This is a genomic window from Pseudomonas sp. GW823-FHT03E05 (genome assembly GCF_058796855.1).
On the sequence record NZ_JBXAJB010000007.1, the window covers coordinates 237315 to 258004 of the forward strand.

The window sequence follows — 20690 nt, forward strand, 5'->3', positions numbered from 1 at the left end:
TTCAAGGAAGAACGCACATGCAAAAGACCTCCTTCGCGCTGCTCGTGGCAGCGCTCCAGCTCGCCAGTGCCAGCGCCCTGGCGGCCACGCCGCCGGTGGCCGACGCCATCTGGTTCAACGGCCCGATCATCACCATCGATGACCAGCACCCCAAGGCCCAGGCAGTGGCGGTGAAGGACGGCAAGATCCTCGCCGTGGGTGACCGGCAACACGTACTCAAGAACAAGGGCCCGGCCACGCAGATGCTCGACCTCAAGGGCGCGACCCTGCTACCGGGCTTCGTCGACCCCCACGGCCATGTGTCGATGGTGGGTTTCCAGGCTGCCAGCGCCAACCTGCTGCCGCCACCGGATGGAACCAACAACAGCATCCCCGGGCTCCAGGAAACCCTGCGCAGCTTTGAGCAGCAGTCGCCGATCCCCAAGCAGTTCGGCGTGCTGTTCGGCTTTGGCTATGACGATTCCCAGTTACAGGAACAGCGCCACCCCACCAAGGCCGACCTGGACGCCGTGACCCGCGACCTGCCCATCGCCATCGTCCACCAGTCCTCGCATCTGGGGGTGCTCAACAGCAAGGCGCTGGAACTGGCGGGGATCGACGCGTCGACCCCCAACCCGGAAGGCGGGGTTATCCGCCGCGTCGACGGCAGCCAGGAGCCCAACGGAGTGCTGGAGGAAAACGCCTTCTTCAACGCCCTGATCAAGATCTTCCCCAAGCTCACCGCCGACCAGGCGGTGGACATGCTCAGCGCCGGGCAGAAGCTGTATGTCAGCTATGGCTACACCACGATCCAGGACGGCCGCTCTTCCCCGGACCAGGTCAAGACCGCGATCAAGGCCGCGGGCGATGGCAAGTTGCTGGCGGACATCGTCTCCTACCCGGATATCCTCACCCCCGGCGTCAAGCAACTGATGGTCGCGCCCTGGTATCACCCGAGCAACCAGCCGGTGGTGTACAACCAGCACTTTCGCATCGGTGGGGTCAAGCTGACCCTGGACGGTTCGCCCCAGGGCAAGACGGCCTGGCTGAGCCAGCCCTACTTCAAGCCGCCCCAGGGCCAGGACGCCAGCTATGCCGGCTACGGCGTGGTCAAGGACGCCGACGCCCTGGCCATCTATAAAGAGGCCCTGGCCAACCGCTGGCAGATCCTCTCCCACACCAACGGCGACCGCGCCATCGACCAGTTGCTCGGTTCCATGCGTGCCGCGGAACAGGCCTACCCCGGGGTCGATGTGCGGCCGGTAATGATCCACGGCCAGACCCTGCGCAAGGACCAGGTGGCCGAACTCAAGCAACTGAAGATCTTCCCTTCCCTGTTCCCCATGCACACCTACTACTGGGGCGACTGGCATCGCCAGTCGGTGCTGGGGCCCGAACGCGCGGAAAACATCTCGCCGACCCAGTGGGTGCTCCAGGCCGGGATGAAATTCACCACCCACCACGATGCACCGGTGGCCCTGCCGGACTCCATGCGAGTGCTGGCAGCCACGGTCAACCGCACCACCCGCAGCGGCTACGTACTCGGCCCGGACCAGCGGGTGACGCCCTTGCAGGCGCTGAAGGCCATGACCCTGTGGTCGGCCTACCAGCATTTCGAAGAAGACCGCAAAGGCTCCATCACCCCGGGCAAGCTGGCGGATTTCGCGGTGCTCTCGGCCAACCCGCTGACCGTCAAACCCGAGACCCTGAGCGAGATCCAAGTGCTCAAGACCATCAAGGAAGGCCGGGTGATCTATGAGCGTCCGGCAAAGGTGGCAGGCTTGCCGCCGCCGTTCGGGATGCATGGCGATCCGTCATTGCCGGTGCCCCAGGGCATCAAGGCCGTGGCCCAGGGCGACGGCGACCTGGGCCCGGCCCTGGATGTGATCTACGACCGGCTGGCGCCTGTGCAGCCTTGAAACCTGCTATGGAAAACGCCGCGACGCCCATCCAGGCACCGCGGCGTTTTTTCTGCTCGCGCTAAGGCGACGGTGGCGAGAGAGCCTGCGTCCGCTAGAGCGCCATGAAGGCCTCGGGGCGGCTACGCCCCCCCAGCGGGAGCAAGCTCCCTGGCCAGGGTTTGCCTTCACCCACACAGCCACATCAGATCTTGCTGCCCAGCGCAGTCGACAGCACCTGGTCATGCCCGTAGATATCCGGGGCATACAGCAGTTGCCCGTGGCTGTCGGCCTGCACCGTCCAGTAGCTGAGCAGGATCGGCACCGGCTTGGCCAGGCGGAACTCGTGGGTCAGGCCGGTGGCCAACAGCTCGTTGGTGCGCAACCGCTCCGCCGGGCTGAGCAGCCAGTCGCGCAGTTGCAGGGCCTGCTCGACCCGCACGCAGCCGGAGCTGAAGGCCCGCGGCCCCTTGCTGAACAGCGCCTGGCTCGGGGTGTCGTGCAGGTACACCGAGAACGGGTTGGGGAAGCGGATGGCGATGCGCCCCAAGGGGTTGCGCGGGCCAGCGCCCTGGCGCAGGAGGATGTTGCCGGGGCGGTCCCAGTCGATGTCCTCGGCCGCCAGGGGCTGGCCGTTGGCATCCAGCACCTGCAGGTTCTGGCGGTTGAGGAAACCCTGGTCGCGGCGGATTTCCGGCAGCTTGTCTTCCTTGAGGATGGTCGGCGGCACGGTCCAGGTGGGGTTCAGGGTCAGCCGGGTGACCTGGGATTTGAGCAAGGGCGTCTGGCGCTCCGCGCGGCCGACCTGGGTGCGGGTCTGCCAGACCACCGCGTCGTGCTGATAGAAGGTCAACTGGGCGGCGGCAACGTTCACCAGCACCAGGTTCGGCTCGTAATCCTGGGCCAGCCAGCGCAGGCGTTCGAGGTTGATGCGCAACTGCTCGCGGCGCTCGGCCGGGCTGATGTTCATCTCTTTCAGGGTGCCCGCGCCGACCACACCGTCGGCCTGCAGCGAATGGCCAAGCTGGAAGTTCTTCACCGCGCTGACCAGCTCGCCGCTGTAGGCGTTGTCCGGGTTGACCACCGGGCTTTGCAGGTAGCCGCCGTGGTACAGGCGCAGGGCCAGGTCCGGCACCCGCTTGTCCTGCATGTCCGGGCGCAGCAACGGGCCGCCGGCCACGGCCTGCCACTGGGGCAAGGGTTGCTGGCGCTCATGGGCATAGGCCTGGCGCAGGTTGCGGTATTGCGCGAGGCTGGGGCGCGCCTGCTCGAAGGCCGTGGCGATGTGGGTGATGCCCGGCACGGCAATCGCCAGCAGCGCGCTCTGGCGATCGTCCGGCAGCGGCTGGGCCCGCCACATAGGCTCGAAGCGGCTTTGCGCCAGGCGACCGTAATGCAGGTCCTGCAGGGCTTGCAGGTACTGATGGGTGATATCGATATCGCTGCACAGGCCATCTCCCGCCGGGCTCGCCTGCGGCAGGCGGTAGTGGCCCGGGTCCAGCCCGTCGTCCACCAGTTGCGCCAACTGCGCCTGCAAGCTGGCCAGGCGGCCCGCCACGGACCACACCTGCTGTTCGCCCTGTTGCTGGTAGAAGCCCTGCAACAGCTGCTGGGCCGGGGTATTGAGCCGCGGCGCCAGGGCCGGGCAGGCCACGGCCAGTTGCGTCAGCGCCGTTTGCATCGGGCTCGCCGACAGCTGTGGCAGCTCATCGGCCAGCGCGACCAATGGCGCAGCGAGCAGGCACAGGGTCAAGTAACATGCGGTTTTTTTGAACAACTGCTTTACTCCAATCCGTGGGCGCCCAGCGGGCGGCCAACCATTACGGCAGATGCGGAAAACAATCGGGCCTGGGCATTAAACATATAGACCAGACTGCCGGGGGAACGACAGGACGTCAGGAGCCAAAGTGACCATGGGGACGCTCTATACATGTTGAATTTCTCGTGCCGGTTCTGCCTGGTGGCCATTGCCCTGGGCGCCTTTTCCATTTCGTCCTTCGCCGCCAGCAAAGTCCAGCCCGTCGCCAGCCCCACGCTGTACGCCAGCCTCGCCCACGCCGCCCCGCAACTCAATCCCCAGGCCCTGAAAAGTGCCCTGAGCGCCATGCAATGCGCGGTAGGCAGCGGCGCCCGACAAGCCCGCCACCTGGCGGTGATCGACTACTCGCAGCCCTCCACCGAACGGCGCCTGTGGATCTTCGACCTGCGGACCAAAAAACTGGTGCTGCGCGACCTGGTGGCCCACGGGCAGAAATCCGGGGAAAACTTCGCTACCCAGTTCTCCAATCGCCTGGGCAGCTACCAATCCAGCCTGGGCCTGTTCCGCACCCAGGAAAGCTACGAAGGCAGCCATGGCTACTCGCTGCGCATGGACGGCCTGGAACCGGGCTTCAACGACCGGGCCCGGGACCGCGACATCGTGATCCATGCCGCCGACTACGTGAACCCCTTGTGGAGCCAGCGCCAGGGCCGCATCGGCCGTAGCCAGGGCTGCCCCGCGGTGCGCCCGCAAGTGGCGCGCCAGGTGATAGACAAGCTCAAGGATGGCCAGTTCATGTTCTCCTGGTACCCGGACCAGCGCTGGTTGAAAACCTCGCCCTACCTCAACTGCCAGCCACGCCAGGTGGCGAGCATCCTCAGCGCCAACGGCGGCTGAGCAAGCCGGCTGGATGCTCGGCGCCTGCCCTCTTCGCAGTTGCGCCGCACGCCGGCGGCGAGATACCGTTACCGACCTGGAACGCCACCTCGCCCGAGTTCCACGCCATGCCTTCGCCACATGCCCTGCTTCTGCAACAGCCCGGACCACGCCCGGCGTTCTACCGGGTGGCCGAACACCTGTGGGGCGCTGGCTGCAATGTGGATTCCGATGGCGACAGCCGGACCGCCGACGATGACCAGTGGACCGAGCTGACCCTGATACTGCGCAATTCCAGCCAGCAACGGCTGGACATCGAGCCACTGTCCCTGGCGCCCCTGGTCCTGCTGATCCGCGCTTCCCAGGCGGACCTGGGGCAAAAGGCCGCACAGTTTATCCAGTCGGTGGCAGGCGGCACACTCCAGGCACCCATCAAGGACCGATAAGGATCACGCCCTGCCCCCCGCAGGCGCTGTCCTTCACGACAGGCAGTACTCCCATGACTCCACCCGAAATCGACTTTTTCCCCGACTTCATCGCCGACCCGCATCGGCTGTTCAACCACCTCAAGGACTCCGTGCTGTGGGACGAGCGCATGCGTGCGCGCAAGACCGCCAGTTTCGGCGCGCCCTACGACTACTCGCAGATCACCTACCCCGCCGTGCCGATGCCCGAAGCGCTGGAGCAGCTGTGCGGGCCCATCGAGCAACTGCTGGGCTTTCGCCCCAACAACTGCCTGCTCAACTGCTACCCCGACGGCCAATCCTCCATGGGCTTTCATTCCGACGCCAATGAACAGTTGGTGACAGGCACCGGGGTGGTGATCGTCTCCCTGGGCCACGCCCGGGCCATGGTCTTTCGCCACAAGGAAAGCGGCGCCACCTTCGACTACAGCCTGGCCAGCGGGTCGCTGCTGCACATGTCGGACGAACTGCAGAAACACTGGCTGCACGCGATCCCCAAGGCGCCGGACGCCGGCGAGCGCATCAGCCTGTCGTTTCGCCAGCTCAAGACCGGCTAGTGCTGGACTCGGTCAGGATCGGCCCTTGACTCAAGGGCCGGGCCATCGACAATGCCCGGCTGTATTCAGCGTTTGCCCCGAGGCCCCATGCAGTTGCTTCCCTGGTCCTACCCCTGTCCCGAAGGCTTCACCCTGCGCGGCCTGCGCTCCGCGCCTTCGGGCAAGCCGCTGCTGCACTTCCTGCACGGCAACGGTTTCTGCTCCATGGCCTATCAGCCGATGCTGGCGCTGCTGGCCGAGTCCTTCGACCTGTGGCTCAGTGACGTCCAGGGCCACGGCGATACCGACCACGGCGGCCCGTTCCTGGGCTGGAACCGTACCGCGGAACTGGCAGCCGAGGCCTTCGAAGCCGGGCTCGATGCCTATGGCGAGGTACCGCGCTATGCGCTGGGCCACAGTTTTGGCGGGGTGCTCACCTGCCTGATCGTCGCCGAACGCCCGCAACTGTTTCGCAAGGCGGTGATGCTGGACCCGGTGATCTTCACCCCCTCCATGATCGGCTCCCTGGGCGTTCTGTCGGCCCTGGGCCTGAACCGCCGCCACAGCCTCGCGCGCAAGGCCGCCGCCCGCCGCCGGCGTTGGCCGGACCGCGCCGCCGCCAAGGCCGCGCTGGCCAACCGGGGCATCTTCAAGGGCTGGAGCGACGCGGCCCTGGCCGCTTATGTCGAACACGGCCTGAAGGACGACGAACAAGGCGTGGCCCTCAAATGCGCCCCCGAGCGCGAAGTGGATATCTACAGCTCCTTTCCCCGCCGCCTATGGCGCTCGCTGCGCCAGGTGAAGACCCCAAGCCTTGTGATCCATGGCCGCGACAGCTACCCCTACGTGGCTCGCTCGATCAAGCGCTGGGCGGCCATCAATCGGAACCTGAGCACCCAGGTGATCGACGGCCAGCACTGCTTCATGCAGGTCGACCCGGCCACCAGCGCCCGTTCCATCCAGGGCTTTCTCCAGACCGAAGGCCGGTGAAAGCCGCGGGCCAGGCGTTCGCGATAGATGTCACCGTGCTATCATTGGCGGGTTTTCCAGGCAGGCCGTGCAACCTGTCGATCCTGGAAAGCACTGGACAAAGGCGCCGATCAGATGCGCCTGCCGCCTGCCTTGTGTGCAAAAAGCCGACGGTGCCGTGGGGCCTGGCCCCACCGCGCACCGCACCGATGCAAACCGCGACTCGCCTCGCCGGTTGTACTTTTTGCCGCCACAAGGAACACAGTCATGCTCTTGAGAACGATGAACATTTCCCGCCGCGCAGGGCTCAGCTTCGCCCTGATCGCCCTGCTGGCCCTGGCCCTGGGAGGTTTCTCCCTGCTGGAAATGCAACGCATGAACCAGCAATCCCTTGAGGTCGACCAGAACTGGCAGCCATCCATTGTTGCCGCCAATGCCCTGGCCCTGACCAGCACCCAGATCCGAACCCTGACCCTGCGCATGCTGGTGGTACGCGACAGCGGTGACGTGCAGGCCTTGCTGTCGCGCCTCAGCGAGCTGGAGCAGCAGCAGGATCGGCAACAGCAGGCCTATGAAAAACTGATCAACGTCGACGACGAACGCGCCGCCTACGAGCGTTTTGTCGAAGCCGAGGCGCTGTACCTCAAGGACCAGCACCGGATCACCGACCTGATGCGCCAGGGCCACAAGGAAGCGGCGATCGACATCGTCGACGGCGGCCCGTTCCTGGCCAATGCCGACGCCATGCTCAAGGAATTGCTGACCATCATCGACGTCAACACCCGGGGCGGTATCGCCGCGGCGGCGCAAAGCAACCAGGTGTTCAAAGGTGCGGTGGGCATGGTCTTGCTGATCATGCTGGTCGTGGTGGCCCTGACCGTGGTCCTGGCCCTGTTCCTGACCCGCAGCATCGTGCGCCCCCTGGGCCAGGCCGTGGAGGTAGCGGAAACCATCGCCCGCGGTGATCTCGGCCAGAGCATCGCAGTCAGCGGCAAGGACGAACCGGCGCGCCTGCTGCACGCCCTGCAGACCATGCAGGCCAGCCTGCGCGGCACCCTGCAGCGGATCGCCGATTCGTCCAACCAGCTGGCCTCCGCCGCCGAGGAACTGCACGCGGTCACCGAGCATTCCAGCCAGACCCTGCACCAGCAAAGCAATGAAGTGGAACAGGCGGCTACCGCGGTCAATGAAATGACCGTCGCCGTGGAGGAAGTGGCGCGCAATGCGGTGAGCACCTCCGAAGCCTCTCAGGAAACCGACCGCACGGCCCATCACGGCCGCGAGCAGGTACAGCACACCGTCGACTCCATCGGCCAACTGGCCGAAGACGTGACCCAGACCTGCCAGCGGGTGGAAAACCTGGCGGTGGACGTGCGCAATATCGGCCAGGTGCTGGAAGTGATCCGCTCGATTGCCGAACAGACCAACCTGCTGGCGCTCAATGCCGCCATCGAGGCCGCGCGGGCCGGGGACGCCGGACGCGGCTTCGCCGTGGTCGCCGACGAAGTGCGGGCCCTGGCCCATCGCACCCAGCAGTCGACCCAGGAAATCGAAAGCATGATCAACACCATCGAGGAAGGCACCGAAGGTGCGGTCAGTGCCATGCGCAACAGCAACGAGCGCGCCCACCTGACCCTGGAAGCCGCCCGCGCTTCGGGGCTGGCTCTGGACCAGATCACCCAGGCCATCACCACCATCAACGAGCGCAACCTGGTGATCGCCAGCGCCAGCGAGGAACAGGCCCAGGTCGCCCGCGAGGTGGACCGCAACCTGATCAATATCCGCGACCTGTCGACCCAGACCTCGGCCGGGGCCAACCAGAGCAATGCCGCCAGCCAGGAGCTGTCACGCCTGGCGGTGGACCTCAATGCACTGGTGACCCAGTTCAAGCTTTGACGCTTGCCGCTTCAGAAGGCGTAGCGGCCGATCACCTGCCGGACCCTGGCTAGCGCCACGCCCAGATCGGCCATGGCCACCGAGCCCAACGCCAGGCGAATGGCGTGGGGCACCGGGCCGGCGCCGACAAAGGGCTCGGCGGTGGACACCGAGACCTTCTCCCGCAGCAGCGCCATGGCCACCTGATCGGCCCGGACTTCCTCGGGCAAGGGCAGCCAGAGGAAGTAGGAGTTCGGATGGCTGACATAGGCCAGCCCGGCCAGGGCTTCCCGGGCCAGGGCCTGGCGGGCCTGGGCATCCTCGCGCTTCTGGTGCTCCAGGCGCGCCACCGTGCCGTCCTCGATCCAGGCACAGGCCATGGCGGTCATCACCCCCGGGGTGTTCCAGGTGCTGGTGCGGATCGCACGCTCGATCAGCGCCACCCAGGCCGGCGGCGCCACCACATAACCGACCCGCAGGCCGGTGGCCACATTCTTCGAGAACCCCGAGATGTAGACCGTGATCTCTGGTGCCAGGGCAGCCAGCGGCGCGGGAGGATCCAGGGCCAGGAAGGCGTAGGCGGCGTCTTCGATGATCAGCAGCCCGTGGGCCCGGGCAATCGCCACCAGGCGCTGGCGCCAGGCCAGGTCCAGCACCCAGCCCATGGGGTTGTGCAGGGTCGGCATGGCGTATACCGCGCGCACCCGCCGCCGTTGGCACAAGCGCTCGAAGGCCTCCAGGTCCGGCCCCTGCTCGCTCAGGGGAATGGCCAGCAGTTCCAGCCCGTGGGCCTCGGCCACCACCTTGAACCCGGGGTAGGTCAAGGCATCCACCGCCACCACATCACCGGGCCTGAGCAACGCCATCAGGGTGGTCGACAGGCCGTGCTGGGCGCCGCTGACCAGCAGCACCTGCTCGCCCTCCACCACCAGCCCATGGCCTGCCAGGTAGCGCGCTACCGTGGCCCGCTCATGACTGCGCCCGGCGTGGGGCTGGTAGCGCAGCAAGGCTTCCAGGTCGCCGGTCGCCGCCAACTGGCGCAAGGCGCTACGCAGCAGTTCGGCCTGGCCGGGCAACGCCGGGTAGTTGAAGTTCAGGTCCAGGGTGCCCGGTGCCGTGGCGGGCTGGTCCACGCCCTGCCCTGGCGGCAAGGCGGTTTCCCGGACATAGGTCCCACGCCCGGTTTCACCGCTGACCAGGCCCATGGCTTCCAGCTCGGCATAGACCCGCGATGCAGTGACCAGGGCCAGCCCTTCCCGCGCCGCCAGCTCGCGATGGGTGGGCAGGCGGGTGCCGGGGGCAAGGATGCCGGTACGGATATCGGCGGCAAAGGTGTCCACCAGTTGTTTGTAGCGGGCACGGGCCATAGGCGCTGTATCCATGACAATTTTTTGATTGTGCTGATTTTCAATCCTAGGATGGGCTCGACACAAGCCCCCGCCGCTGCGGCCTCCCACTTCTTGAGCACTCCCCGAATGGAACGGACATCGACCCTGCAATCCCCAACCCTGGAAAAAAACGCCAGTGGCTGGCTCAACGGCTTTATCGGCGTGCTGATCTTCAGCGGCTCACTGCCGGCCACCCGGGTCGCGGTGCTGGAGTTCGACCCGCTATTCCTCACCGTGGCCCGGGCCACCATCGCCGGGCTCCTGGCGTTGTGCATCCTGCTGCTGTTCAAGCAGCGCCGTCCGAGCCGCGTCCAACTCCTGCCCCTGACCATCGTTGCCCTGGGCGTGGTGCTGGGCTTTCCGCTGCTCACGGCCCTGGCCCTGCAGTACGTGACCTCGGCCCATTCCATTGTGTTCCTTGGCCTGTTGCCCCTGGCCACCGCGGTGTTCGGCGTGCTGCGCGGCGGCGAGCGGCCGCGCCCTGTGTTCTGGCTGTTCTCGGTGCTCGGCAGCCTGTTGGTGGTGGGCTATGCCCTGTCCCAGGGCCTCACGGCTTCGCCCGAGGGTGACCTGCTCATGCTCCTGGCCGTGATGGTATGCGGCCTGGGTTATGCCGAAGGCGCCAAGCTGTCGCGCACCCTGGGCGGCTGGCAGGTGATCTCCTGGGCCCTGGTGCTGTCGCTGCCACTGATGGCCGCACTGACCCTGTTCAGCATGCCCGCCTCCTTTAGCGGTATCAGCCTGCCGGCCTGGGTCAGCCTGGGCTACGTATCGCTGTTCAGCATGCTGATCGGTTTTGTCTTCTGGTACCGCGGGCTGGCCCAGGGCGGGATCGCCGCCGTCGGCCAGTTGCAGTTGCTGCAACCCTTTTTCGGCCTGGCCCTGGCCGCCGGCCTGCTCCACGAGCACGTCAGCCTGGGCATGCTCGGGGTCACCGTGGCGGTGATCCTCTGCGTGGTCGGGGCACGAAAGTGTTCCAAATAAGTACAAGGCAGTGGCAGCGCTTGCCGGGCTGCCACTGATTGCGCGGGGATATGAAGCAAGAGCCGCAAAGGGCTCGGGGGTCAGGTCGGAGAGATAGTCGCGAGCGCACCGAGCGCGATGGTCAAGGCTAAAAATCCAAACAAGAAAAACGCCATCTTAGTCATCAGGCCTCCTGAACAGTAGGTATGCGGTGCAGCGGGCCCGGTCTCCAGCCGTAAAGCCGGCCGGGCGCGCCATTTTCAAACCATGGCTGCTCTGATAACAGACGCAGATGCGCAAGAAAAATACGGATCAGATGCGCCGCGCCGGCCTCCGCTACCTGCTTGCTCGCCCTCGCACCACTTGCCCCCGATGCCATGCTGGAAGCAGAAAACCGGAGCACGCCGACGTGCTCCGGTTGCGGGGTTGGCCGATCAGGCCAGTTCTTTACGCAACTGACGGGCCGCGGTGACCATATGCACCAGGGCTGCTTCGGTTTCCGGCCAGCCGCGGGTCTTCAGGCCGCAGTCCGGGTTGACCCACAGGCGCTCGGCAGGAATGCGCTGGGCGGCCTTGCGCAGCAGGTTGGCCATTTCCGAGGCATCCGGCACCCGTGGCGAGTGGATGTCATAGACGCCCGGGCCGATCTCGTTCGGGTAGGCGAAGGCTTTGAAGGCGTCCAGCAGTTCCATGTCCGAACGCGAGGTCTCGATGGTGATGACGTCCGCATCCATGGCGGCGATGGACTCGATCACATCGTTGAATTCGCTGTAGCACATATGGGTGTGGATCTGGGTTTCATCACGCACGCCAGAGGCGCACAGGCGGAACACTTCGGTGGCCCAGTCCAGGTAGTGCTGCCACTGCGCCCGGCGCAGCGGCAAGCCTTCACGGAACGCGGCTTCGTCGATCTGCACGATCCTGATGCCGGCGGCTTCCAGGTCCAGCACTTCGTCGCGGATCGCCAGGGCCAGTTGCCGGGCCTGCACTTCGCGGCTCACATCTTCGCGCGGGAAAGACCACATCAGCATGGTCACCGGGCCGGTGAGCATGCCCTTCATCACCTTGTCGGTCAGGCCCTGGGCGTAGCGGATCCACTCCACGGTCATGGCTTTGGGGCGGCTCAGGTCACCGAAGATCACCGCCGGCTTGACGCACCGGGAACCGTAGCTCTGCACCCAGCCGAAACGAGTGAACACATAGCCGTCCAACTGCTCGGCGAAATACTCGACCATGTCGTTGCGCTCGGCCTCGCCGTGCACCAGCACGTCCAGGCCCAGGCGTTCCTGCACCAGCACCGCGTGGCGGATTTCGCTGTGCATGGCTTCGGTGTATTCGGCCACGCTCAGCTTGCCCTGCTTGAACGACTGGCGTGCCAGCCGGATCGAGGCGGTCTGCGGAAACGAACCGATGGTGGTGGTGGGGAACAGCGGCAGGTCGAGGCCGGCGCGCTGCTTGGCGATACGCTGGGTGAAGGCCGAGCGCCGCTGGCTGTCCTTGGGGGTGATGGCCGCCACCCGAGCCTGTACCGCCGGTTTGTGGATGCGCGGCGAGGCCGCGCGGCTGGCCTGTACGGCGCGGCTCTGCTCCAGTGCCTTGAGCACCGCCTGGGCCTGCGGCTGGTTCACCGCCTGGGCCAGTACCGCCACTTCCTGGCATTTCTGCACGGCGAAGGCCAGCCAGCTCTTGAGCTCGGCGTCCAGCTGGTCTTCACGGTCCAGGTCCACCGGGCTGTGCAACAGCGAGCAGGAAGGCGCCACCCACAGGCGTTCACCCAGGCGCTCATGGGCGTGCTGCAGCGTGGCCAGGGCTTTTTCCAGGTCACAGCGCCAGACGTTACGCCCATTGACCAGGCCCAGTGACAGCACCTTGTAGGCCGGCAGGCGATCGAGGATGGTCGGGTACTGCTCGGGAGCACGCACCAGGTCGATGTGCAGGCCATCGACCGGCAGGTTCGCGGCCAGGCCCAGATTCTCTTCCAGGCCACCGAAATAGGTCGCCAGGAGTTTTTTCAGCGGCTCGCGCTGGATCTGGTTGTAGGCACGTTCGAACGCGTTTTTCCAATCCTGGGGCAGGTCCAGCACCAGGATCGGCTCGTCGATCTGCACCCACTCCACACCCTGGGCCGCCAGGCGCTGGAAGATCTGGCCGTACAGCGGCAGCAGGCGGTCCAACAGCTCCAGCTTGTCGAACTCGGCGCCCTTGGCCTTGCCCAGCCACAGGTAGGTCAGCGGGCCGATCAGCACCGGCTTGACGGCGTGCCCCAGGGCCCGGGCCTCCTCGACCTCTTCGAAGAGCTGCTCCCAGCCCAGCTGGAATTGCTGGTCGGCGCCGAATTCAGGCACCAGGTAGTGGTAGTTGGTGTCGAACCACTTGGTCATTTCCTGGGCGTGGGCACCGCCGCAGCAGCCGTCGCTGACGCCACGCGCCATGCCGAACAGGGTCTGCAGCGTGGCTGGGCCATTCTGCGGACGGAAACGCTGGGGAATCACGCCGAACATCAGGGAATGGGTCAGAACCTGGTCGTACCAGGCGAAATCGCCTACGGGCAGCAGGTCGATACCGGCGTTTTTCTGCAGCTCCCAGTGAGTCTTGCGCAGATCACGGCCCACGGCGCGCAGGCCGGCTTCGTCGAGTTCGCCCTTCCAGAACGCCTCTTGCGCTTTCTTCAGTTCACGGTCGCGGCCAATGCGCGGAAATCCTAGAGAATGGGCCAAAGCCATGACATGCAACTCCCCTGTGTTTGATGGGAGCCATTGTCGGCACTCGGCACTTAGTGAGACAAACTCATTTTAATCGCGATGATCACAAGTTCCATTCATGATCAAACAGGCAGATCAGACACTGCCGCAGGAGGCCGCGCCCCCTTCAGGCTCCTGCCCGGGGCGCCCGGGCCAGCTACAGGCCTGCGACCCGGTGCAGATCTGCGCCCCCCTCAGCGGCGAGCCAACTTATACCTCAGGCAATCCTCGTTAAAGCTTTTGCGCAGTGCCTCGGGCTTGATCCGCGAGGAGCTGTCGTAGGTCTGCTCGGTAATGCCCAGGGCCATCATGCGCATCCAGCCCTTGCTGAACTTGTAGGTCTGGATCTTCTGCCGCGCCGCATACAGCGACACCCCGGACAACTTCAATTCCTGGGCCCTGGCGGCAGTGCCCGCCCCCCAGCTGCAGACATACCGGTCATTGGCCGCCAGCTCCCGGGCCTGGGCCGCAGAAGCCCCGCCCAACAGGGCAAACGAAGTCAGCGTAATCAACACATGGCGCATTTTGCGGTCACCTAACCACCTGAAAATAAAGTGATTTTGGCGACACTTCAGACTGCCCGGGGCCAGTACTTTGCCTTCTCGATCAAGGCAATGTGCCTGCCAATGCTGGCCACTCGCGCGGCACAGGCGCACCAGCCGCTGACGCCAGTCGATCAACTGCAACACGCTGAAGCCGGGTTTTTCCGCATCCCGGGTAGGCCCACCGTGGGCCGACTCGATAACCGACGCTAGCCACTGCTGCACGCCCCGGTCCGCCTCCGACGCCCGCCCGCGATAGCAGAACCGCATCGCCAAGGCTGCATCGCGCACGGAGGCCGAAACGCCAGTATTCCTACGAGGAATGCACGGATAAAAAACCTGCATTTTATTTATCGACCAGGATCTCCTAGCGTGGGCGCTCCCCCCTTGGAGAGACCGCCGTGACCGCTTCCCGCCCGCGCCTGTACGTCGATGCCCAGTTCACCAGCCCCTATGCCCTGTCCGTGTTCGTGGTGCTGCGGGAAAAGGGTATCGACTTCGACCTGCTGCCCCTGGATCTGGACGCCGCGCAGAACCGCGCACCAGCCTACACCCGCCTGTCCCTGACCCAGCGCGTGCCGACCCTGGTGCTGGAGGATTTTGCCCTGTCCGAATCCTCGGCCATCGCTGAATACCTGGAACAGCTGTTCCCACACAACCCGGTCTATCCCCAGGACCTGCGCCAGCGTGCCAAGGCCCGCCAGGTCCAGGCCTGGCTGCGCAGCGATCTGCTGCCGATCCGCCAGGAGCGCACGACCCTGGTGGTGTTCTACGGCTGCAAGGGCGAACCGCTGTCGCCCCAGGCCCAAGCGGCGGCTAACACCCTGGTGGAGGCCGCGCAGGAGCTATTGGCGGATGGCCGCGACTTCCTGTGCGGCCAGTGGTCGATCGCCGATGTCGACCTGGCGCTGATGCTCAACCGGCTGATCCTCAACGGTGACCCGGTGCCGGCGAACCTGGTGGACTATGCCCGGCGCCAGTGGCAACGGCCGGCAGTGCAGGAATGGGTGCAGTTGCCGCGGCCGGCGCTGTAGGACCTGGAGCGCCGGGTGATGCGGCCATCGGCCGTTGACCTGACGCTGGCTGGGGAGTCTGCGGCTGGCGCGGCTAGGCTTCTTGCGGTTGGCGCAGGTAGGCGAACATGTGCTGGGCATAATCGGCCTTGCCCAGGGGCACACCGTTGTGCCGCAGGATGTTGTAGGCCGTGACCAGGTGGAAATAGAACTGCGGCGTCGCCCAGTTGCGCGCGAACTCCTCGCCGTTCATGTCGAAGGCAATACCGTTGTGCAGCTCGATGGCGATGGCCCGCTGGCCACTGCTGTCGATCAGCTCGCGGTCCGCCGCCGCCAGGAACGCCAGGGTGTCTTCGATCAGTGCCCTGGCCTCGGCCATACCGGCCGGCGCCTGCAATGCAGTCACAGGCTGCCCGCTCAGGCGCTGTACCGCTTCCCGGGCCTGGGTGCAGGCAAAACGCACCTGGGCCGCCAGGTCATACATGTCCGGTGCCAGCCGCGACTGCAACAGCACCTGGGGTTCGAACCCCCGCTCCCGGGCCTGCTCTTCGCCCTTGGCGAGAAAGCCCTCCAGGGCGCGCAGCATCTGGGCAAAACAGGGAACGGTGAGGGTGTAGATCGACATGGGTGTTCCTCGATGAGATCAAGACACAGGGGCTGGGTGCTGCCCGTCGCCCCGCCATAAAAGCCGATGGATCCTAGCAGATGTCCCCCCTCTCTCAAGCCGCGGACAACGCCAGAAAAGTACCCCTGGGCCGATCCGGCTGGTATGGTGCGCCCCTTGAGAAATACACCGCCTGACAGTGAGGAAAATGACCTTGAGCAGTGAAGCAAAAATGACCGGGGACCTGTTCGAAGTCGACAAGCGCCTGGCCCTCAAGCCCATCGTCGATTTCAACAGCTACCTGCGCGCGGCCTTCGCCGATGGCCCCTGCTCCTGTGGTCGCTGCGTCGCCAGCCAGGGTGACGAGAGCGGCTACGACTACCAGCACACCTTCAACTTCGCCGGCCGGGTGGCCAACCGGCGCTTCGCCTCCACCGCCGGCAGCGATGTGCTGCAGGCCCTGAAGAAAGCCTGGCTGTCCTTCACCAAGGCCGAACTGCCGGCGAGCGGCGATCTGGACCTGGCAACGGTCAAGGAATTCGTCGACCCCCAACTGCACAAATTGCTGGTACCGCTGTTCGTCGCCAGCGGCCTGACCCGCGAAGTGGATGGCCAGTTGCAACTGCAGGCGCAAGTGGCGGCTTGAACAGCCGTACCGCCTAAAGCCAGCGCCGCACACGCTGGCGATACGCCGCAAAATCAGCCCCGAACAATTGCCCGAGCGCCCGTTCTTCGGGGTAGATCTGAAAGCGGTTCATGTACAGGACGAACCCCAGCACGCCGAGCAGCACCAGGGGCGAGGCCAGGTACAGCCCCCAGGCCAGCAGCCACAGGGCAAAGCCGACATACATCGGGTTGCGTGTGTACTGGTAGATCCCCGAGGTGACCAGGGCCGAGGCGCTGGCGGGCTTCAGCGGGTTGACCGTGGTCTTGGCCCGGCGAAAGGCAAGCCCTCCGGCCAGGACAAACAGCAGCCCGGCCATCACCAGCGGCAGCGCCAGCAACAGGCGTGTGCCCAAGCCCGGATCCAGGCCCGGCAACCCGCGCGCGAACAGCCCCATCAACACGGCGAACAGGACCGCGACAAGGGGGGGTGGAATGCGGTTTTCCAAGGCCTGCATGGTGCCTCTCTCCTCTGCCCGGGTTCAGGTCCGGGGCGTTACAGGTTGTCCGTCACCCGGCACAGCTTGCTGTCTTTCAACGGGGCCGCAGCATATTCCTTCGAGCCAAGCGGCGCCTGCTTGAGCATCACCGCGCACTTGTACATCCCCGAGGCTTCCAGCTGGTAGTCCATGCCTGCCTTGGGCACGAAGCTGAACAGGTTGTAGCACTGGTTGCCCAGGTAGTGGAACGCCATGGGCTGCCCGGCCGGCACCAGCACTTCGGTCCGGGTACCGGGCACTGCGGGAGTCTGCGGCGCCGCCATGCCCAGGCTTTCACCGTTACGGTTGGCGTAGCCGTCCCGGGCAGCCACCACGACCCCGGCACCGGGCAGGCGGAAATCCACGCAGTCGGACCTGGGCACACCGCGCACCATGCCGTCGCTGATCACCCGCAGGCGCACGGTTTCGCCACCCGGCGGCGTGGAATAGGGCGTGGAAAAGGACCGCACATCGGTCAGGGCGCCGCAGCCGGCCAGCGCCAGCAGCAGGCCGGCGAGACCCGGCAGGCGCACGCGCCCTATGCAGGTGTTGAGGGGGTGAGGCGATTGACTCACTATGTCGCTCCTTGCGGGTCGGGTTCCTGGGCAGCTGCTGCGATCAGCAGCCGGCGTTTTATAAAGGGTTCACCCACTCGCGGCAATGCTGGCCCTGAAACTTCGGAAACCCTGACCATGCAAAACCAGCATCAAGGCAGTTGCCTGTGCGGCGCGGTGACTTACCAAGTGTGCGGCGCGCTGAAAGCCGTCACCCACTGCTATTGCCACAAGTGCCAGAAGGGCCACGGCGCGGCCTTTGCTTCCTACGCCAGTACGCCGCGTGCGAATCTGGAAATCCGCGACCAGAGATCGGCGCTCAAGGTGTACGAATCCTCCCCTGGCGTGCTGCGCCAGTTCTGCTGCCACTGCGGCTCTTCGTTATTCTGGCAGGACACCCAGGGCGAATATCACCAGTGGATTTCCATCGCCATTGCCACCCTGGACACGCCCTTCGCAGCCCCCAGGCAACAGCATTACTGCGTGGCCATGAAGGCCGACTGGTATGCAATCACCGATCAGTTCGACCAAGTGCAATAAGCCACGCCGCACCCAGAGGAATGCCCCTGTCATGACCCGGCACTTCAGCTACGTCTGGCTCCTGCCGTTGCTTGAACGCCCCTACGAATCGGTCGCGGCCGACCTGCCTGGCGCCCTCGCCGGGCTCAGGATAGAGCCCCCGCCGGGTGAACCGCTGTGCCTGCGCCAGTTGCTGCTGAGCGCCCTGGGGTCCGGCTCCGAACACTGGGAGCACTGTGCTGTGGCATGGCTGGAAGCCGGCTTCCCGCTGGATCGCGAGCTGTGCGAAAGCCTGCTGCACCAGGTCTCGCAAAAAATGTTCAGCCAGCCCATCCGCCATCGGCTGACCACCCTCGGCAAACGCTGGCTGCGCCAGGACGACCAGGTCCGTACCCACGACTCAAACCCACGCCACTAGCGCGCCGCGACGTCCTTGGGTTTGTAGAAGCTGAAGCTGCCGATCTCGGTGGTCTTGATATAGGCCCGGGACCAGTCCGGCGAAACACTGCGGTCGTGAAAGAACAGAGCGCCGCCGGTACGGTCCTTGAGCTGCTGGTTCAGCGCCTTGCGGGCAATTTCCTTGGCGATGGTATAGCGGCCCTCTTCTTCCACCTGGTCGGGCCGGCCATCGCACCACCAGGAGAACTGGCAGGGGCTTTTTTCCGAACCCTGCTTGACCACTTCGCACACCGTCCCGGGAAAACCCTCATGGCCCAGGCGGTTCAGAACCACATTGGCCACGGCCTCCATATCGGCGCTTTCACCGCCCTTGGCTTCCCAGTAGATGGTCCGCGACAGGCACGTGATGGCGTCGTCCACCGGGGCCTGGCCTGCCGGGTCCACGGCCTGCACTTCGGTCTTGGTGATGGGTGCGGCCTGGGGCTCGGCCTTCGGGCTCTCCTTGTCCGCGGCTTTCTGCTCCAGCGCCTGGGCCTTGTCCTGGGTAGCGGCCTGGACCGCCGGCTGCGGGTCGGCGGCCCAGAGCTGGGCTGCGGGCAACAACAAGGCAAAACACAGGGTCCTGACAATCCAGCGCATGATCGATCCTTCCCGAAAAACCTTTACCCCCTGCCAGCGCCGCCCCTGAACGTACCTCGCGGCAGAGCGGCGCAACCGGTTACAGCATGGCCGGCACGATGGCGCGTCGAGGGGGAGCGAACGGGTCACCGGGGGCCATGTTGAATCGACCATGGGCCGCGCGAATCATTCCCTGGTGCCGCAAGCCCTGCACAAAGCCCAGGACAAGGCTTCCGTGGAAATTCGCTGGTAATGATAAGAATTCTCATTAGAATGCCCAGCCATTCACGCTGAGCCGTATCAGGTAGTGGGAGCAGTGGGCGATGGAAACCGGAGACGACCAGCAACAACTCAGCGCGCTGTTCATTGCACAGCGCGGGGGGCTGATCCGCATGCTTGCGCGGGTGGTGGGGTGCGCCAACCTGGCCGAGGACCTGGCCCAGGAGACCTACCTGCGGGTGGCCAAGGCGCTCAACGCCCGCCCCATCGAGCACTTGCAGCCGTTCCTCTATCAGACCGCCCAGTACCTGGCCTTCGATCACCTGCGCAGCCAGCGCAGCAAACGCCGCTTCGAGTACCAGCCCACCGACGCCAGCCAGCTCAGCGAAGTGCCCACCGCTGCCCCCGGGCCGGAAAGCCATGTCCAGGGCCAGCAGCAGTTGCACTTGCTGCAACAGGTACTGGCCACCCTGCCCAAGCGCCAGCAACAAATCCTGGTTTTGCATAAACTGCACGATCTTTCGCAAAGCCAGATTGCCCAGCGCTTGCAGGTTTCCCTGAGCACGGTGGAAAAGGACCTGCGCCATGCACTCAATGCCTGCATCAAAGCCACCGACCGGCAGAACCCCGATGACTGAACACCTCAGCGCCCTTCCCGGCGACGCCATTCGCGAGCAGGCGAGCTACTGGTTCACCCAGCGTGAGGCCATGACCCACAACCTGCCGCTGCGCCAGCGCTTTGAACAGTGGCGCAACAGCCATGCGCAGCACGCCGAGGCCTACCGCGCCCTGGAAGACCTGTGGCAGGCCAGCGCCTTCGAACAGGCCCTGGAACAACTGGCACTGGGCCTGGACCTGCCGGCCGCCCCGGCCCCCGCCACGCCGCGCAGAAAACGCCACCGCACTCGCTGGCTGGCCGCCGCGGCCACGGTGCTGGTGATGCTCGGTGCCGGCTGGTTCGGCGACCTGCCGCTGCGCCTGCAGGCCGATCACCTGAGCGCGGTCGGCGAGCTCCAGCGCTTCGACCTGGCCGATGGTTCGCACATCGTGCTGGGCAGCGGCAGCGCCATCAGCAGCGACTTCAGCAACGCCCGACGGCGCATCCAGCTGCTGCGCGGCGAGCTCTATGTCGAGGCCTTCCACGACCCGTCCCGGCCGCTGACCATCGAGGCCGGCAGCGCCACGGTGACCGTGGTCGGCACCCGCTTCAGCGTCAGCCGCCAGGCCGACGGGGTGACCGTGGCCGTACGCGAAGGCCGGGTACGCCTGGCCGACGAAAACGGCCAGCAGAGCCTGCTGCAAGCCGGCAACTGGCAACAGTTGCAGGGCCACCGGTTGCTGCCCCTGAACCCCGAGGGCAGCGAACGGCAACTGGCCTGGATCAACGGCCGCCTGTCCTTCCAGAACGCACCCCTGGCCCAGGTTCTGCAGGAGCTGCGGCGGTACCATCGCGCACCGATCCTGCTGTTCAACGCCGACGCGGCGCAGCAGAAAGTCAGCGGCAACTACCAGCTCGATGACCCGCAGGCCATTGTCCGGGCCCTGAGCAAAGTCACCGCCACCGAGCTCACCCGCCTGCCGGGCGGCATCCTGGTACTGCGCTGAAACACTGCCCGGGGGGGCTGAAAAAAG

Annotated in this window: 21 protein-coding genes and 1 pseudogene; 14 read left to right on the top strand and 8 right to left on the bottom strand. The window is 65.6% G+C overall.

Going from position 1 to position 20690, the window contains the following annotated elements:
• Nucleotides 1–17: 17 nt before the first annotated feature.
• Nucleotides 18–1898 carry an amidohydrolase gene (locus tag AC1RCO_RS26415; protein ID WP_342403620.1) on the top strand — a complete coding sequence of 627 codons (1881 nt, stop codon included), beginning with the start codon at nt 18–20 and terminating at the stop codon, nt 1896–1898.
• A 184-nt stretch (nt 1899–2082) separates the two neighbouring features.
• Here AC1RCO_RS26415 and AC1RCO_RS26420 read toward each other — a convergent pair whose 3' ends face one another.
• A complete protein-coding gene (locus AC1RCO_RS26420; RefSeq protein ID WP_492618196.1) occupies nt 2083–3654 on the bottom strand; it encodes a L,D-transpeptidase family protein in 1572 nt (523 codons plus the stop codon).
• 153 nt (nt 3655–3807) lie between these two features.
• Between AC1RCO_RS26420 and AC1RCO_RS26425 the strand changes: the two genes are divergently transcribed.
• The 6 genes and pseudogenes from AC1RCO_RS26425 (at nt 3808) to AC1RCO_RS26450 (ending at nt 8377) form a co-directional block, all read left to right on the top strand.
• Nucleotides 3808–4533, top strand: a complete 726-nt coding sequence (locus AC1RCO_RS26425; protein ID WP_053157782.1) for a murein L,D-transpeptidase catalytic domain family protein — start codon at nt 3808–3810, stop codon at nt 4531–4533.
• A gap of 107 nt (nt 4534–4640) precedes the next feature.
• A complete protein-coding gene (locus AC1RCO_RS26430; protein WP_053157779.1) occupies nt 4641–4958 on the top strand; it encodes a hypothetical protein in 318 nt (105 codons plus the stop codon).
• Between the two features lie 53 nt (nt 4959–5011).
• Nucleotides 5012–5533 carry an alpha-ketoglutarate-dependent dioxygenase AlkB family protein gene (locus tag AC1RCO_RS26435; protein ID WP_015635171.1) on the top strand — a complete coding sequence of 174 codons (522 nt, stop codon included), beginning with the start codon at nt 5012–5014 and terminating at the stop codon, nt 5531–5533.
• Nucleotides 5534–5620: 87 nt separating this feature from the next.
• Nucleotides 5621–6502: an alpha/beta fold hydrolase gene (locus AC1RCO_RS26440; protein WP_401023561.1), complete on the top strand. Its 882-nt coding sequence runs from the start codon at nt 5621–5623 to the stop codon at nt 6500–6502.
• A gap of 261 nt (nt 6503–6763) precedes the next feature.
• A pseudogene (locus tag AC1RCO_RS26445) lies at nt 6764–7519 on the top strand (MCP four helix bundle domain-containing protein); the annotation flags it as partial.
• A complete protein-coding gene (locus tag AC1RCO_RS26450) occupies nt 7514–8377 on the top strand; it encodes a methyl-accepting chemotaxis protein (protein WP_370059491.1) in 864 nt (287 codons plus the stop codon). The pseudogene AC1RCO_RS26445 and the gene AC1RCO_RS26450, both read left to right, overlap by 6 nt.
• 11 nt (nt 8378–8388) lie before the next feature.
• Here AC1RCO_RS26450 and AC1RCO_RS26455 read toward each other — a convergent pair whose 3' ends face one another.
• A complete protein-coding gene (locus AC1RCO_RS26455) occupies nt 8389–9723 on the bottom strand; it encodes an aminotransferase-like domain-containing protein (RefSeq protein WP_053157773.1) in 1335 nt (444 codons plus the stop codon).
• 108 nt (nt 9724–9831) lie between these two features.
• Here AC1RCO_RS26455 and AC1RCO_RS26460 point away from each other — a divergent pair, with 108 nt between their 5' ends.
• Nucleotides 9832–10728 (top strand): DMT family transporter, encoded by an 897-nt coding sequence (locus AC1RCO_RS26460; RefSeq protein ID WP_492618197.1) that lies wholly within the window; start codon nt 9832–9834, stop codon nt 10726–10728.
• A 413-nt stretch (nt 10729–11141) separates the two neighbouring features.
• Here the strand turns inward: AC1RCO_RS26460 and metE are convergent, their stop codons facing one another.
• Nucleotides 11142–13430, bottom strand: coding sequence for a 5-methyltetrahydropteroyltriglutamate--homocysteine S-methyltransferase (metE, locus tag AC1RCO_RS26465; protein ID WP_492618198.1), 2289 nt, complete (start codon nt 13428–13430; stop codon nt 11142–11144).
• Nucleotides 13431–13642: 212 nt separating this feature from the next.
• Entirely contained in the window at nt 13643–13972 is a 330-nt protein-coding gene (locus tag AC1RCO_RS26470; RefSeq protein ID WP_103291250.1) for a hypothetical protein, read from the bottom strand.
• Nucleotides 13973–14391: 419 nt separating this feature from the next.
• On the opposite strand from AC1RCO_RS26470, the gene yfcF reads away from it, so the two are divergent.
• A complete protein-coding gene (gene yfcF, locus AC1RCO_RS26475) occupies nt 14392–15024 on the top strand; it encodes a glutathione transferase (RefSeq protein ID WP_183000426.1) in 633 nt (210 codons plus the stop codon).
• Between the two features lie 73 nt (nt 15025–15097).
• Here yfcF and AC1RCO_RS26480 read toward each other — a convergent pair whose 3' ends face one another.
• Nucleotides 15098–15628, bottom strand: a complete 531-nt coding sequence (locus tag AC1RCO_RS26480) for a DUF1993 domain-containing protein (RefSeq protein WP_015635162.1) — start codon at nt 15626–15628, stop codon at nt 15098–15100.
• A 187-nt stretch (nt 15629–15815) separates the two neighbouring features.
• Between AC1RCO_RS26480 and AC1RCO_RS26485 the strand changes: the two genes are divergently transcribed.
• Nucleotides 15816–16253, top strand: coding sequence for a hypothetical protein (locus AC1RCO_RS26485; RefSeq protein WP_019094994.1), 438 nt, complete (start codon nt 15816–15818; stop codon nt 16251–16253).
• Nucleotides 16254–16266: 13 nt separating this feature from the next.
• Here AC1RCO_RS26485 and AC1RCO_RS26490 read toward each other — a convergent pair whose 3' ends face one another.
• Nucleotides 16267–16728, bottom strand: coding sequence for a methyltransferase family protein (locus tag AC1RCO_RS26490; protein WP_053157767.1), 462 nt, complete (start codon nt 16726–16728; stop codon nt 16267–16269).
• Between the two features lie 38 nt (nt 16729–16766).
• A complete protein-coding gene (locus AC1RCO_RS26495) occupies nt 16767–17324 on the bottom strand; it encodes a hypothetical protein (RefSeq protein WP_019094995.1) in 558 nt (185 codons plus the stop codon).
• Nucleotides 17325–17441: 117 nt separating this feature from the next.
• Here AC1RCO_RS26495 and AC1RCO_RS26500 point away from each other — a divergent pair, with 117 nt between their 5' ends.
• A complete protein-coding gene (locus AC1RCO_RS26500; protein ID WP_492618199.1) occupies nt 17442–17843 on the top strand; it encodes a GFA family protein in 402 nt (133 codons plus the stop codon).
• 31 nt (nt 17844–17874) lie between these two features.
• The gene (locus AC1RCO_RS26505; protein WP_072452385.1) at nt 17875–18240 is read left to right on the top strand and encodes a hypothetical protein; all 366 of its coding nucleotides are present in this window, start codon (nt 17875–17877) and stop codon (nt 18238–18240) included.
• On the opposite strand, the gene AC1RCO_RS26510 is transcribed toward AC1RCO_RS26505, so the two are convergent.
• On the bottom strand, nt 18237–18860 hold the full coding sequence (locus AC1RCO_RS26510; RefSeq protein ID WP_373939978.1) for a cell wall hydrolase: 624 nt from the start codon (nt 18858–18860) through the stop codon (nt 18237–18239). The genes AC1RCO_RS26505 and AC1RCO_RS26510 overlap by 4 nt on opposite strands.
• Before the next feature lie 302 nt (nt 18861–19162).
• Here AC1RCO_RS26510 and AC1RCO_RS26515 point away from each other — a divergent pair, with 302 nt between their 5' ends.
• Both AC1RCO_RS26515 and AC1RCO_RS26520 read left to right on the top strand, forming a co-directional pair.
• On the top strand, nt 19163–19696 hold the full coding sequence (locus tag AC1RCO_RS26515; RefSeq protein ID WP_011060692.1) for an RNA polymerase sigma factor: 534 nt from the start codon (nt 19163–19165) through the stop codon (nt 19694–19696).
• On the top strand, nt 19689–20663 hold the full coding sequence (locus AC1RCO_RS26520) for a FecR family protein (protein WP_072452387.1): 975 nt from the start codon (nt 19689–19691) through the stop codon (nt 20661–20663). The genes AC1RCO_RS26515 and AC1RCO_RS26520 overlap by 8 nt, the downstream gene beginning before the upstream one ends.
• Nucleotides 20664–20690 lie beyond the last annotated feature (27 nt).

What these genes read in the sequence shown, in the direction of transcription:
- AC1RCO_RS26415 (WP_342403620.1), top strand. Translation starts at nt 18, where the DNA reads ATGCAAAAGACCTCCTTCGCGCTGCTCGTGGCAGCGCTCCAGCTCGCC.
- AC1RCO_RS26425 (WP_053157782.1), top strand. Translation starts at nt 3,808, where the DNA reads ATGTTGAATTTCTCGTGCCGGTTCTGCCTGGTGGCCATTGCCCTGGGC.
- AC1RCO_RS26430 (WP_053157779.1), top strand. Translation starts at nt 4,641, where the DNA reads ATGCCTTCGCCACATGCCCTGCTTCTGCAACAGCCCGGACCACGCCCG.
- AC1RCO_RS26435 (WP_015635171.1), top strand. Translation starts at nt 5,012, where the DNA reads ATGACTCCACCCGAAATCGACTTTTTCCCCGACTTCATCGCCGACCCG.
- AC1RCO_RS26440 (WP_401023561.1), top strand. Translation starts at nt 5,621, where the DNA reads ATGCAGTTGCTTCCCTGGTCCTACCCCTGTCCCGAAGGCTTCACCCTG.
- AC1RCO_RS26450 (WP_370059491.1), top strand. Translation starts at nt 7,514, where the DNA reads ATGCAGGCCAGCCTGCGCGGCACCCTGCAGCGGATCGCCGATTCGTCC.
- AC1RCO_RS26455 (WP_053157773.1), bottom strand. Translation starts at nt 9,723, where the DNA reads ATGGCCCGTGCCCGCTACAAACAACTGGTGGACACCTTTGCCGCCGAT.
- AC1RCO_RS26460 (WP_492618197.1), top strand. Translation starts at nt 9,832, where the DNA reads ATGGAACGGACATCGACCCTGCAATCCCCAACCCTGGAAAAAAACGCC.
- metE (WP_492618198.1), bottom strand. Translation starts at nt 13,430, where the DNA reads ATGGCTTTGGCCCATTCTCTAGGATTTCCGCGCATTGGCCGCGACCGT.
- AC1RCO_RS26470 (WP_103291250.1), bottom strand. Translation starts at nt 13,972, where the DNA reads ATGCGCCATGTGTTGATTACGCTGACTTCGTTTGCCCTGTTGGGCGGG.
- AC1RCO_RS26480 (WP_015635162.1), bottom strand. Translation starts at nt 15,628, where the DNA reads ATGTCGATCTACACCCTCACCGTTCCCTGTTTTGCCCAGATGCTGCGC.
- AC1RCO_RS26485 (WP_019094994.1), top strand. Translation starts at nt 15,816, where the DNA reads ATGACCTTGAGCAGTGAAGCAAAAATGACCGGGGACCTGTTCGAAGTC.
- AC1RCO_RS26490 (WP_053157767.1), bottom strand. Translation starts at nt 16,728, where the DNA reads ATGCAGGCCTTGGAAAACCGCATTCCACCCCCCCTTGTCGCGGTCCTG.
- AC1RCO_RS26500 (WP_492618199.1), top strand. Translation starts at nt 17,442, where the DNA reads ATGCAAAACCAGCATCAAGGCAGTTGCCTGTGCGGCGCGGTGACTTAC.
- AC1RCO_RS26505 (WP_072452385.1), top strand. Translation starts at nt 17,875, where the DNA reads ATGACCCGGCACTTCAGCTACGTCTGGCTCCTGCCGTTGCTTGAACGC.
- AC1RCO_RS26510 (WP_373939978.1), bottom strand. Translation starts at nt 18,860, where the DNA reads ATGCGCTGGATTGTCAGGACCCTGTGTTTTGCCTTGTTGTTGCCCGCA.
- AC1RCO_RS26515 (WP_011060692.1), top strand. Translation starts at nt 19,163, where the DNA reads ATGGAAACCGGAGACGACCAGCAACAACTCAGCGCGCTGTTCATTGCA.
- AC1RCO_RS26520 (WP_072452387.1), top strand. Translation starts at nt 19,689, where the DNA reads ATGACTGAACACCTCAGCGCCCTTCCCGGCGACGCCATTCGCGAGCAG.